Below are 12,462 nucleotides of genomic sequence, written 5' to 3'. Positions count from 1 at the left end.
TTATTAGAATTTTTCTAGGAATTCAACAAAATCTTTATTATTCTTAAAATCTACTTTGATTTGGTCTCCGTTAGAATATTCGATAATAGCTTCAAATCTGATAAATTTTAGTTTTGAAATCTCGGGGTTGAAATCTATTAAAAATTTTTTTAAGTTTTTAATGTTTAAGAATGAATAGTCCTCTCCAAAAAGTGATAACAATTTGATAGAAGTTACTTTTCTTACTATAGATTTTTCTAATGATTTTAAGAATAAAGAAATATTGGATTTATTAAGTTCTGCAATTTTACTATAGATTGATTTTTTTTGGACTTCTGTGGCAGATTCCCATTTCTCTATTTTTTTCTGAAATTTTTTTTCGGATGTGGTTTCATCATAAAATGCATTAATTTGAATATCTTTAAACGCATTAATAATAATTTCATAATCAAAAAATAAAACAGAAAAGCCTAATGATTCTAATTGTGAAATAGAATTTTTAGTGAATTCGCCTGCTAAGATAACTCCGATGAACGGATGATTACTTTTGTACTTTTGGAAAAGCGGGATGATTGCACCTTGTATTTCCTGAGCTTTGTTTCTTGAATGTTTTGTATATCGTCGCCATGCGCATTCTATGAATGCTACGGGGATACCTTGACTGTGATCGCTACCACCCTTTTCCATAACAAAATCTAAGTCATGTTTGTTGTTGTTAATATCGGTCCAGGTAAGTTTTGTTCCTTTTCGTGTGATTCTTTTTCCTTTAATATCTAAATATAGATTATTCTTTAATGCAAATTCTCTTAGATGAGGCTCAATCGCTTTTTCAAGAGAATCTCCAATGATTTGTCCAAATTTGTGTGAATAAGAAATTGCCATTTTATCCGTATATCCATAATCGTCCTTCCTTTAGAGGGACAGTATGTTTCCGATTTTTCCACTTAATATTTCGATCTCTAGTTTTCTCGAATTCCCAGTTGTTGAAGCCCGCAGCGATAGCAAGTTTACCAATCCATTGATCGGCAGGCGCATATACACCATAAGGCGCCGAATCACCAATCACGAAACACATTTTACCACCTTCTTTAAGTGAGTGCCGTAAGGAACGAAGAGTTTTCGCCAAATCAAGATAGTAGGCGGCAATCATGGTGTGATAAGTTTTTTTCCCTCCATGATCCTTTCGAACTCTTTCCAGTTCAAAGCAGACTTCTTCAAGATTTTCCTGAATGGGAGAAATTTCTTTTTGGCTTAATAAGTCTGGTAGTTTTAATCTTTCAGCAGCCGTATGTTGTGAACACGACCTTATTAAAAATGTTCTGACTTTGGATTGTAATTCAGACCAACCTGAAATTTCTCCCCAGAATATCATTTCAAGTCTTGTTGAATCAGCATAATCAAAGTTATTCGGGTAAGGAGGTGAAGTTATCACCATATCAATTTTGTTTTTTAACTCATTATCAATTTTTCGCGCATCATGGTTTTTAATTTGTCCAAGTTCTTTTATATTTTTGTTTTGAAAAAATTCTAAATCCTGAACTATTTCGTTAAATTTTTTCTCCATTGCGAATTGAGGTGTCTGTTTATTCGTTTTGGTTTTATTCGGTAAAACATATTGCCATTGTGCAGTACCTACATGGCTTGTAATTCGAAGAATTGATGTAATAATTAGCCAGACCAATTCCGATTCAATGCTGCCGTCATTGATAGTATCGAAACGATATTTGAAATTGACCAATTCTTTCAATGTATCTTCAGTATAACACTTTCTTAATAATTCTGGTTGGTTTTCATAGAGAAATCGAGATTTACTTTTATCAGTAATTACATGGTTAAATAGTTTTGTTAGTTTTTTTATGTTAGGGTTATGGTTTAATTTTACTTTTGCAATTCTATTGACAAAGGGGTGAGTTTCATATCCAAACGATGTAACATCCATTTCATTTGAAGATACTAGGGTTGTTCCAGAACCTGCAAAAGGATCAAGGATTTTAGTTTTTTTAGATGAATTTGCAGCGATCAAAAATTTTGTCCATTCAGCTGAAAAACCAGCCGAGTACCGAAACCATCGATGGACAGGTAACTTCATATTGTCAGCAAATGTAGTACTATTGGCAGGATAAGTTGAATTTAAGTCATCAAACAAAAGCTGTTCACTATTCATCCTAATGCCAAGTAAATCTCATAATGATATAATTGCATTCATATTCTTGGCTAGTAATTAGCCTTGAGATTTAAATATTTAAATCGACAGATAATTCATTATGAATCTGTAAAAATAGATTTTTGGTGAGAAAACATAATCATCTTCCAGCTAACAGGGTCACCATTTTAATTGGTTGATGACCCTATAATTTTTCAAGAAACTAAAACTTCTGCTTCTGCATTCTTTATTAGTTTTTGTTCGTTTCGTTTTTTATCCCTTTCCGCTGTGACTTGCTCGTAGTAAGATTCATAATTAGGGAAGTTGGTTCCCATGAGTCTGTCCCAAACATTGAAATAGAGGGAGTAGTTGCCTTGGAACTTTTGGTGATGAAGGTTATGGTGAGTGGATGTGTTGATCCATTTGGTAATCGGATGAGAGGCCCAACCTTTTGGAAAAAATTCATAACCCAAATGCCACCAAATGTTGAGGATCATGGCATAAAAAGTATGGAATAAAACTACATAAAAATGGACAGGAACAAACATAACAAAAGGAACAATGTAAATTGCTTCTAAAAAAGCTTCTGTTGCCTGGAACCGATAGGCTGCGAGGGGAGAAGGGTTTACTGATTGGTGGTGTTCCGAATGAACATGTGGGTATACTTTTTTAATGTGAGCAAATCTATGCATCCAATAGAACCAAGTCTCATGCCAGATAGTAATCAGTATAAAACTTAAACAAATATATCCGATCCCCGCAAAACCAGACAGCGGCCCAAAGTAAACAGCACTCGGAACTATTTTTGCTTTCATCAAAGTGATATTAGTAGTAGCAATCAATGTAAATACAATTAATGTAACAGCTGATTGGCGAAATTCTTTCCAAACCTTTTCTACTTTGGGATATACCTTTTGGATGCGATAAGTTTCAAAAAAATCCTTTCGCCAAACATAGAATAGTAAAAATGCAAATCCTGCAATTGGGTAATAACGAAGGAAATTCAAAACTCCTTGTGTAAAACCAATTTTGGTAACACAATCTAAAACTAAATCACACTGAACCGGTCCACCAAACATAAACTTTCCTAACCCTCTGTTCCAAGAATGAATCTATTCTAACAATAATCCAAACCTAAATCGACCGGATTGGTAAAGCCGGAATAAAAAAAGATTCCGATCGGGTCCATCCGGATCAGCTTTTGAGAGACTTCCGAAATTCGCTAGGACTTGTACCTACTTCTCGTTTGAAGGCGTCGTAGAAAGTGGATTTGGAAGGGAAACCCACATCGTAAGCGATCGTAAGGATGTTCCGTTCTGGATGTAGTGAAAAAAGCTCTTTTGTTTCTCGGATACGGTAATGGTTCACAAACTGAAAGAAATTTTTCTTTTGGTGTAGATTCAAATATTCCGAAAGTTGATGTTCAGAAAGATCCATCTCTTTTGCTAACTTCTCTAAGTTTATATTTTCATCTCGGTAGATTTTTTTTTCTTCCATTAAGTGTTTGAGTTTACTTTGTAAGGTTTCCAGGTTGAATCCACTCAGTTGGGAAGTTTGGTATTTTTTTTCTTCGCTGACAATCCTCTGCACTTCTCCCCAAAGTTCCGGACTTTTTTGTCTGAGTAAATAGACAACGATGAGAAGCAAGGCGATAAGAGTTGAAACTAGTTCCAATCCGTGACTTTGGTGGAAAAATAAAGTATAAATTCCGACAAGGCTCGAAAAGGCTCCAAACCCTACGATAATTCCCACCAAACGAAGGTGAGCTGACTTTTTGAATCTCTCAAAACGAATGTATTTTACCATATTGTAAAAAACGTAAAAAGCCGCATAAAATATGGGTAAAACAGCAATGAGAATGGTAATTTGAAATTTTATTGGAACTCCCTCTGATTGGTATTTTGTGTGAAGCGCAATTTTCTCATCTCCGGAAGATAAATAAAAAGGGAGTAACAAAACGATTACCATTAAGGCTGGGACTAATTCCCAAAAAGAAAAACGGTTTCTTTTGGGACTTTCCTCCCAAAGTTCTGAAAAATAATGTTTGAGTAGAGCGCCTATGCAGGCAGTAAAGGGCAAGTGAACCAGATAAATGTGTGGGAAAAAATGATAAAGCCCCGTGGCAGCGAGAAAAGTATGTGCCTGGAATAGGGAAGCAAAGAGAAATAACATTCCTTGGATTTTGGTTTGGCCTGTTGTATTTTTTCTAATGAATTCTCCCCAAGCAAAAAGGAGAGAAAGCCCGGCAGAAAAACCAATTAAACTACTTGTGAGATTCCACATTCTTGTTCATCTTTTATTCGATCGATTGGATTGTAAAATAAAATCACTTGCCTAAGGTTCCTTCCGATTTAGAATTACGTTTGAAACGTGGATACCATTCATCGACAATCCTCCTTTTTGTGGGAAGGCAGCACCTTAGAAATCCACCTCCCGGCAGTTCTCACTGCTTTGGAAACTGGCATAGATTGGACTGCCTTCAATAATATCCTAAAATCAAACCCTCCTCGATCAGTGGTAGTACAAGCAAACAATTTGTTAGAAGCTGATACTTCTGGGATATCCTTTATAAAACTCATACGTATCGAGTGCGAAACAAGAAAAATAAGGTTCGTGCTACATGGATTAGGTGATCAGTTTACATACCGATTAAGCATTGCAGAAGATGATAGCAAAAAGAATAAAGAAACTCTTTTAAATAGTCTTCGCCGGTCTGAAAAAATTGGAAAACTTACCATTGATTCTTTGTTAGAGTTTAAATATTTAGTAACCTTTACTGGGGAACTTACTGTTTCTTTTTGGCGTTCTTTTTTACATCCTTCTAAAATTCGTTGGAAAGATACATTTCGAGTTGCGGAATCGATGGGAGTAAATGCATTCCCTATCATCGCGATGATTGGTTTTTTACTTGGACTTATCATGTCTTTTCAATCAGCCATTCCAATGCGAAGATTTGGGGCCGAGATTTTTGTTGCAAACCTTGTGGGCCTTTCCTTGTTTCGTGAACTTGGACCACTGATGACAGCATTTATTTTATCAGGAAGATCCGGTTCGGCCTTTGCTGCAGAACTCGGAACCATGAAGGTATCGGAAGAAATCGATGCTTTGACGACTATGGGTCTTCCTCCTGTACAATTTCTAATCATTCCAAGGCTTGTGGCATCACTCTTAATGACCCCACTACTGACCATTGTGTTTAATTTGTTTGGTTTGATTGGTGGTGCTGTTGTTCTCATTAGTTTTGGTTTTCCTCTCGTAACTTTTATCAACCAAGTGAATTTGGCGGTGGGACTTTCAGATATCCTAGGTGGACTTTTAAAATCTTATTTTTTTGGAATGATCATTGCCTCCATCGGTTGTTACCGAGGTCTAAAAACCGCATCTGGAGCAGGAGCTGTTGGTGAGTCGACTACTTCGGCAGTAGTAGGATCTATTATACTTGTCTCTATCCTAGATGGAATTTTTTCCGTCTTATACTTTTATCTAAAAATATGAAAGAAAAACCGATCATTCGAGTGGAACATCTAACAACGGGATATGGAAATACCGTTATTATGGAAGATATTTCTTTTGATGTAAACCGAGGAGAAATTTTTGGAATCCTTGGTGGGTCAGGTTGTGGTAAATCTACAGTATTAAAAAATATGATTGGTCTAACTTCACCATTTAGCGGCCGTATATGGATAGATGAAAATGATATCGTAATCGCAGAGGGAAAGAAAAAAATCGAAATCTGGAATCGTATTGGAGTTATGTACCAACAAAGTGCATTGTTTGGTTCCATGTCTCTCTTGGAAAACATTCGTTTACCTCTAGAAGAGTTTACGCAATTACCAGTAGCAATCATGAATGAAATTGCCATGACGAAGTTAAAAATGGTTGGCCTATTTCCTTTTGCGCATCTTTATCCTTCTGAACTTTCCGGAGGTATGAAAAAACGTGCGGCCATAGCGCGTGCGATGGCTATGGATCCAGAAATTCTATTTTTAGATGAGCCAAGTGCTGGTTTGGATCCGATCACTAGTGTGGAGTTGGACCACCTAATCATTCGTTTGTCGAGAACACTTGGTGTTACCTTTGTGATTGTGACACATGAGTTACCATCTGTTTTTACAATGGCAGATCGTGTTATCGTATTAGATAAATCCAAAAAAGGTATTATTGCAGAAGGTAAACCAAAAGATTTAAAAGAAAAATCGAAAGACCCTTTTGTGAAACAATTCTTTAATCGTATTCCTCAGGAGAGTTCCCAGTTATGAACCAATCAAATAAAACTTATTTCAAAGTTGGGATTTTTGTCCTAGTTAGTTTTTTTACACTTATATTATTTCTGATCATTTTTACAGCCGGGAATATCTTCCAAAGATCGGTGAGTTTGGAAACCTATTTCGACGAATCTGTACAAGGTTTGGATATCGGATCTCCGGTGAAACATCGTGGTGTAAAGGTTGGTACTGTTCAAGAAATTACTTTTGTGCAAAATGTATATTCTGAAAAATTAAATCAAGATACCGAACTTAGGTATGGAAGGTATGTTTTGATTAAGATGTCAGTACCGGATTTTGTCAAAGGAGTTTATGGCGACGACTTAAAAAGAACTGTACAAAGAATGATTCAAAGTGGTCTACGTGTACGTCTCGCTTCACAAGGGTTAACTGGCACGGCATATTTAGAAGTAGATTACCTAAATCCAGAAAAAAATCCTCCTTTGTCGATCGAATGGGAACCAAAAACTATTTATATCCCTTCAGCACCAAGCACCATCTCTCGTTTCACCGCTTCCGTGGATAAGTTTTTTGATAAAGTGGAAAAGGCAGATGTGGATAAAATTCTTATGGGTGTCGGGGAACTCATTAAAAATCTCAATCAATCCATTCTTGATGCAAAACTTGGTGACCTAGCACGTGAATCAACAGGTCTACTTGTAGACCTACGTAAAACAAATGCAGAAGTAAAGGCTCTCATTGCTAGTCCTGAGACACAAGGTTTTCCAAAAAAATTGGATTCATCTATGACTCAATTACAAACAACTCTAAAACGTTTGGACACTCTTCTTGCTTCCAACCAAGGTGATATATCCACTTCGATTGAAAATTTGAGAATTGCTTCGGAAGACTTAAAAGAAGTCACTGCCAATGCAAAAAAATACCCATCACAGTTTCTCTTTGGAGAAGCGCCAAACAAGTCTAAACTTTGGAAATAAATACAATGAAAGTTATAATTCGGTTTTTTCTTTTTTTTGGAATCCTTTTTTCCCTAACTCATTGTTTCGGGGTCAGTAAAACATTTCCTGAAAAAAGATTTTATTTAATTGAGGCGACTGAAACTAATCAGTTGTTTAATGTTCCAAAGCCAAGAACTTTCATTGTCCGCAAAGTTTTTATTTCTCCAAAATTTGAAGGAAAAGAATTTGTATATAGAAAAGAAAACGCTGTATATGAATCTGATTTTTATAATGCTTTTTTTATTCCACCGTCACATAATTTCAAAGAAGAATTTGTTCGTTCTCTTTTGAAGTCTGGAAATTTTGAATGGGATGCAAGTGTTCATACTCGTTTAAGTATTACTCATTTTATTGAATTAAATTTAACTCAATTGTATGGTGATTTTCGAACCAAAGAACCGAAAGCAGTGATTGAATTTGAAGTTGTAGTTTATGAGGATAAAGATTTTATTTCTTCACCAGTATTTAGAAAAACTTACAAACAAATCCAATCTATTGATAAAAAAGAGCCAGAAGCTTTAGTACTCGGTTGGAATTTAGGACTAACGAATTCCTTTAATGAGTTGAATTCTGATCTTAGCAAACAATTAAAATAAAGTTTCTGATCTGGATTGTTTATTAAAAAACAATTCTGCAAAATTGTCTGTTTTTTTAAATCTTCTCGAGGTGGGAACATAAGAAACTAGGTTGCTTTTTCAATTTGATCAGTATAGATAATAGGAACTTAAAGGATCCACTATGAGACTGATTGAAACCATTGCACCAATTTACATTCTCCTTATGTTGGCCGAGGTGCTTTATACTCGTTTTAAAAAGCAGGATTATTATTTTTATGAAGATACTTTGGCCGATCTCAGTTTGGGAGTCCTTAGCCGTATTTTTGATGGCCTTATCCTATTAGGATTAGTTTTTATTTACAAACAGTTATACCAAATCTCTTGGGGAGTGACATTCCTTTCGAAGATATATTTATCTCCAACTTCACCTTTCCATTGGATTGTTTTGTTTATTGTTTTGGATTTTTTATTTTATTGGGCTCATCGTTACAGCCATGAAATTAAAGTTTTGTGGGCTTCACACGTAGTACATCATTCTAGTGAAGAATTTAATTTGTCAGTAGCACTTAGGCAATCCTTTGTTCGTAATATTGGTATAGGACTTTTTTATTTACCTTTATCGTTGTTAGGTTTTCCTGTGGAGTCGTATTTAATCATTGATGCACTTAATCGAACTTACCAATTTTGGGTTCACACACGTACAATTAAAAAATTACCTACATGGTTTGAGTTTTTATTTGTGACTCCTTCCCATCATAGAGTTCACCATGCAATGAATCCAGAATACATTGATAAAAATTACGGTGGAGTGTTCATTTTTTGGGACCGCATGTTCGGAACTTTTTGTGAAGAAAGTAAGGAACCTCGATATGGATTAGTTTCACAATTGCAAACTTATGACCCAGCCACTGCCGAAATACATGTATTCCGTGATTTATTTACTGATTTGTGGAAAACAAAATACAAATGGCAAGGGATTCGTTCCTTTTTTTCTTATCCTTCTGTAAGGCCGGATGATCTTCAATCTACAGTCGACCGAGGAGTGACTGACCCTAAAGTCTGGTTAAGTCATAACAAATGGGAGATAGACAGGAAAGTGAAAATTCCGCAATACAGAAATAAGGCGGGAAATTTTATATACCGAATTTATCTTTTATTTTCCTTTTTGATCCCGACAATTTTGACTTTGTATTTTTTGAAACGAATGCACCATTTTTCTTTAGGTGAAATTACTTCAGTATTCTTTCTTTTAGTTTTTTCATTTGTTTCATTAGGAAGGCTTTTGGAAGGAAAAAAAGAATGGTCACGTTTTGAAATTCCAAAATATTTTTCTTGGCTTGTGCTTTTGGTGTATTTTTTCTTATAGTAAGAACAGATGAAATATTTACATACCATGATTCGGGTTTTGGATTTGGAAAGGTCCCTCCATTTTTTTGTAGAGATCCTTGGGCTGAAAGTTTCGAGAAGGAATGAACATCCAGAAGGAAAATTCACACTTGTGTTTTTGTCTACAGGCGAAGAGGATGCTCCAGAAGTAGAACTTACTTACAACTGGGGACAAACAGAACCTTATTCCACCGGCAGAAATTTTGGACACTTGGCTTATGAAGTAGATAATATTTACGAAGCCTGTGAACGAATTCAAAAGATGGGAGTTATCATCAATCGTCCTCCTAGGGATGGCCGTATGGCATTTGTTAGGTCGCCAGACCAAATATCCATTGAACTTCTTCAAAAAGGAAAAGCCCTCCCACCTATGGAACCGTGGGTCTCTATGCCTAATACAGGTGAGTGGTAGGAATTGCGAAAGAAACCAAAAATTGCTATCATTGGCGCCGGTGCCTCTGGCTGTTTTGCCGCCCTACAAATTTACGAAGAATTACAAGGGTTATGTGATATTCAAATCTTTGAAAAATCGAAAGAACCTCTTTCTAAACTGAAGATATCTGGTGGTGGAAGGTGCAATGTCACCCATAATCTTTTTGACCCAGAACTACTTTCGATGCGTTATCCAAGAGGAAATAAAGAACTACGTTGGGCATTTGAAAGTTTTGGCCCTAACGATACAATCAATTGGTTTAAAAAAAGAGGAGTAACACTAAAAGCAGAACCGGATGGAAGAATGTTCCCAACCACTGATAGTTCTGAAACCATAATCCAATGTTTTTTGGAGGAATTAAAATCGAAAAAAATTCCAATACATTTTGAACAAGGCTTAGTTGGCATTTATTCGAATCATACAACAAACCAAGATCCAAACCGAAACAATGAATTTAGAGTTTTATGGGAAGGTGGTATTGAGGAAAATTTTGATATTGTAGTGATTGCTACTGGATCCAATCGAAAAGTTTGGAGTATACTCGAAAAGTTAGGCCATAAAATCATAACCCCCGTTCCCTCTCTTTTTACACTGACTCTTGAAAATACAGATATTATAGATTTAACAGGTCTTGTTATCCCAAACTCTGAAATTAAAATTTTACCAAAAGGCAAACCTCAGAAAGGACCAATGTTAATCACACATTGGGGACTAAGTGGACCTTGTGCACTGAGATTGTCAGCTTGGGAAGCCCGTACTTTGTTTGAAGCTGATTATAAAGTAGAATTATCTGTCAATTGGATCGGTGGAGAAAAGTCTCAAAACATCGAAGAAATATATTTAAGAAAAAAAGAAAAAACGCCAGGAGAAAAGTTGATACCAGATCCTGAGTGGAAACTTCCAAGTAGATTTTGGGAATGGATTTTAAAAGAAACTAAATTACTACCAAACAAACGTTATTCCGATATTTCCAAATCTGAAATTAGGGCGCTGAGCCTTGCCCTTACGCAGACAAAACTTCGTATGGTTGCAAAAGGAGTCTTTAAAGAGGAATTTGTAACGGCCGGAGGAGTTTCAAGAAAGGACATTCATTTCCAAACTATGGAAAGTAAACAAACTCCAGGACTATTTTTTACTGGTGAAGTGATTGATGTGGATGGGGTTACCGGGGGATTCAATTTTCAAAATGCCTGGACTACAGCAACACTCGCAGCCCGAGGCATTCATAAAACAATCGTTACTTGATTTTATGGATTTGTATAAAGTCAACAGTCTGTGCTACTGATCCAGGTGCTCCCGATAGAATTACCACAGTATCACCCGATTTTAACTTTCCTTCTGACTTTAGAGTTTTACTCATAAAGGCAATCATATCAGGAAACTTATCCATCATAGGCATTACATAGGAATCAACACCCCAATACAATTGCATCTTCCTTGCAGTACCAAGAAAAGGGGTGAAAGAGTAAATTGGTTTTAAAGGACGAAACTCTGAAGAGAGAAGGGAAGAATATCCAGATCTTGTAAAGTTGATGATAGCTTTTGCATTGATAGATCTAGAAATAGATTCTGCTGCACTACCAAGAGCCGTTCGTTCTACTTCAAATTCAGAACGATCCATATATCTCAAGTGAGATAAATATATTTCAGATTCTTCCGCTGCTTGAATGATACTTGTCATAGTTTTAACTGTTTCGATAGGAAATTTTCCAGAAGCAGTTTCTCCGGATAACATAACTGCATCAGTGCCATCCATTACAGCATTGGCAACGTCACTTGCCTCTGCCCTGGTTGGACGAGGGTTATCGATCATTGTTTCTAACATTTGTGTGGCAGTGATGACTGGTTTACCCTTTTGGTTCAGTTTTGTAATCATTTCTTTTTGAATGATAGGAACATACTGTGTGTCTAACTCCACACCCAAATCACCGCGTGCAATCATGATTCCGTCACAATTATCGATGATCTCTTCGATATTTTGAATGGCTTCAGGTCGTTCAATTTTTGCAATTAGTCCTGCATAACTATCTTTCATAAACTGACGTGCCATCTCTAGATCACTCGCCCGTCTAACAAACGATAAAGCAATGTAATCTACTCCTAATGATAAAGCAAATTGTAAGTCTTCAATATCTTTCTCTGAAAGAGCTGGTGCCGATATTGGTGTTCCTGGAAGATTAATCCCTTTGTTATCTTTTAAGATACCACCGATGACCGTTTCCAAAATTGCTTTTTCTTTTGATTTCGATTTTACAACGAATGAAAGTTTTCCATCGTCAATTAGCAGTTTGTGTCCAACATCAATATCGTTCAAAATGTACTGATAAGTACAGCCGATTTCCTCTTTTGTACCGAGAAAGTCCGATTTATTGTTTATGGCAATTTGGTCGCCAGTTTTGAGTTCTAAGGGACCAGTGCCTAATTTTCCAGTTCTTATCTTAGGGCCTTGTAAATCGGCTAGAATGCCAATGGACTTGCCGGACTCCTGTTCACATTCCCGTAATAACTCAAATATTTCTTTATGATAATCATGAGTAGAATGGGAGAAGTTCATCCTTGCTAAATCCATTCCTGAATAAATCAGACTTAAAATAGTTTCGCGATTTGCGGAAGCAGGGCCAATGGTACAGATAATTTTGGTGCGTTTGTTTGGGATTTTTTCGTCTACCGGCATAGTCTCTATTCTTATCTTTTTTGTTTTTTCCTGCAAGTAAATTGTACGGTTTGAATTGACTTGTGT

Annotated in this window: 12 protein-coding genes; 7 read left to right on the top strand and 5 right to left on the bottom strand. The window is 36.1% G+C overall.

Features of this window, described 5'->3' with window-relative positions:
• Window positions 1–3: 3 nt before the first annotated feature.
• The 4 genes from EHQ31_RS14615 to EHQ31_RS14600 form a co-directional block, all read right to left on the bottom strand.
• On the bottom strand, window positions 4–861 hold the full coding sequence (locus EHQ31_RS14615) for a DNA methylase (RefSeq protein ID WP_135571425.1): 858 nt from the start codon (window positions 859–861) through the stop codon (window positions 4–6).
• Window position 862: 1 nt separating this feature from the next.
• Complete coding sequence (locus tag EHQ31_RS14610) at window positions 863–2,143, bottom strand: DNA methyltransferase (RefSeq protein ID WP_208652785.1); 1,281 nt, start codon at window positions 2,141–2,143, stop codon at window positions 863–865.
• A gap of 194 nt (window positions 2,144–2,337) precedes the next feature.
• Complete coding sequence (locus tag EHQ31_RS14605; RefSeq protein WP_135571423.1) at window positions 2,338–3,201, bottom strand: sterol desaturase family protein; 864 nt, start codon at window positions 3,199–3,201, stop codon at window positions 2,338–2,340.
• Between the two features lie 115 nt (window positions 3,202–3,316).
• A complete protein-coding gene (locus tag EHQ31_RS14600; RefSeq protein ID WP_135571421.1) occupies window positions 3,317–4,405 on the bottom strand; it encodes a helix-turn-helix domain-containing protein in 1,089 nt (362 codons plus the stop codon).
• An 87-nt stretch (window positions 4,406–4,492) separates the two neighbouring features.
• Here EHQ31_RS14600 and EHQ31_RS14595 point away from each other — a divergent pair, with 87 nt between their 5' ends.
• The 7 genes from EHQ31_RS14595 (at window position 4,493) to EHQ31_RS14565 (ending at window position 10,967) form a co-directional block, all read left to right on the top strand.
• Window positions 4,493–5,617 (top strand): MlaE family ABC transporter permease, encoded by a 1,125-nt coding sequence (locus tag EHQ31_RS14595; RefSeq protein ID WP_135571419.1) that lies wholly within the window; start codon window positions 4,493–4,495, stop codon window positions 5,615–5,617.
• The gene (locus EHQ31_RS14590) at window positions 5,614–6,381 is read left to right on the top strand and encodes an ABC transporter ATP-binding protein (RefSeq protein WP_135571417.1); all 768 of its coding nucleotides are present in this window, start codon (window positions 5,614–5,616) and stop codon (window positions 6,379–6,381) included. The genes EHQ31_RS14595 and EHQ31_RS14590 overlap by 4 nt, the downstream gene beginning before the upstream one ends.
• The gene (locus tag EHQ31_RS14585; protein WP_135571415.1) at window positions 6,378–7,325 is read left to right on the top strand and encodes an MlaD family protein; all 948 of its coding nucleotides are present in this window, start codon (window positions 6,378–6,380) and stop codon (window positions 7,323–7,325) included. Before EHQ31_RS14590 ends, EHQ31_RS14585 begins: the two co-directional genes overlap by 4 nt.
• 5 nt (window positions 7,326–7,330) lie before the next feature.
• Window positions 7,331–7,942: an ABC-type transport auxiliary lipoprotein, LBF_0736 family gene (locus EHQ31_RS14580; RefSeq protein ID WP_135571413.1), complete on the top strand. Its 612-nt coding sequence runs from the start codon at window positions 7,331–7,333 to the stop codon at window positions 7,940–7,942.
• Between the two features lie 142 nt (window positions 7,943–8,084).
• Complete coding sequence (locus EHQ31_RS14575) at window positions 8,085–9,269, top strand: sterol desaturase family protein (RefSeq protein WP_135571412.1); 1,185 nt, start codon at window positions 8,085–8,087, stop codon at window positions 9,267–9,269.
• Between the two features lie 9 nt (window positions 9,270–9,278).
• Window positions 9,279–9,701: a VOC family protein gene (locus EHQ31_RS14570; RefSeq protein ID WP_135571410.1), complete on the top strand. Its 423-nt coding sequence runs from the start codon at window positions 9,279–9,281 to the stop codon at window positions 9,699–9,701.
• 3 nt (window positions 9,702–9,704) lie between these two features.
• On the top strand, window positions 9,705–10,967 hold the full coding sequence (locus EHQ31_RS14565) for an aminoacetone oxidase family FAD-binding enzyme (RefSeq protein ID WP_135571394.1): 1,263 nt from the start codon (window positions 9,705–9,707) through the stop codon (window positions 10,965–10,967).
• On the opposite strand, the gene pyk is transcribed toward EHQ31_RS14565, so the two are convergent.
• Window positions 10,960–12,396 (bottom strand): pyruvate kinase, encoded by a 1,437-nt coding sequence (pyk, locus tag EHQ31_RS14560; protein ID WP_135571392.1) that lies wholly within the window; start codon window positions 12,394–12,396, stop codon window positions 10,960–10,962. The two genes, EHQ31_RS14565 and pyk, sit on opposite strands and share 8 nt — an antisense overlap.
• Window positions 12,397–12,462 lie beyond the last annotated feature (66 nt).

Source organism: Leptospira montravelensis, from assembly GCF_004770045.1.
GTDB lineage: Bacteria > Spirochaetota > Leptospiria > Leptospirales > Leptospiraceae > Leptospira_A > Leptospira_A montravelensis.
Note: the sequence above shows the minus strand (reverse complement) of the source record. Positions and strands in the feature narration are given on the sequence as shown.

What these genes read in the sequence shown, in the direction of transcription:
- EHQ31_RS14575 (WP_135571412.1), top strand. Translation starts at nt 8,085, where the DNA reads ATGAGACTGATTGAAACCATTGCACCAATTTACATTCTCCTTATGTTG.
- EHQ31_RS14610 (WP_208652785.1), bottom strand. Translation starts at nt 2,143, where the DNA reads ATGAATAGTGAACAGCTTTTGTTTGATGACTTAAATTCAACTTATCCT.
- EHQ31_RS14590 (WP_135571417.1), top strand. Translation starts at nt 5,614, where the DNA reads ATGAAAGAAAAACCGATCATTCGAGTGGAACATCTAACAACGGGATAT.
- EHQ31_RS14585 (WP_135571415.1), top strand. Translation starts at nt 6,378, where the DNA reads ATGAACCAATCAAATAAAACTTATTTCAAAGTTGGGATTTTTGTCCTA.
- EHQ31_RS14600 (WP_135571421.1), bottom strand. Translation starts at nt 4,405, where the DNA reads ATGTGGAATCTCACAAGTAGTTTAATTGGTTTTTCTGCCGGGCTTTCT.
- pyk (WP_135571392.1), bottom strand. Translation starts at nt 12,396, where the DNA reads ATGCCGGTAGACGAAAAAATCCCAAACAAACGCACCAAAATTATCTGT.
- EHQ31_RS14580 (WP_135571413.1), top strand. Translation starts at nt 7,331, where the DNA reads ATGAAAGTTATAATTCGGTTTTTTCTTTTTTTTGGAATCCTTTTTTCC.
- EHQ31_RS14570 (WP_135571410.1), top strand. Translation starts at nt 9,279, where the DNA reads ATGAAATATTTACATACCATGATTCGGGTTTTGGATTTGGAAAGGTCC.
- EHQ31_RS14615 (WP_135571425.1), bottom strand. Translation starts at nt 861, where the DNA reads ATGGCAATTTCTTATTCACACAAATTTGGACAAATCATTGGAGATTCT.
- EHQ31_RS14605 (WP_135571423.1), bottom strand. Translation starts at nt 3,201, where the DNA reads ATGTTTGGTGGACCGGTTCAGTGTGATTTAGTTTTAGATTGTGTTACC.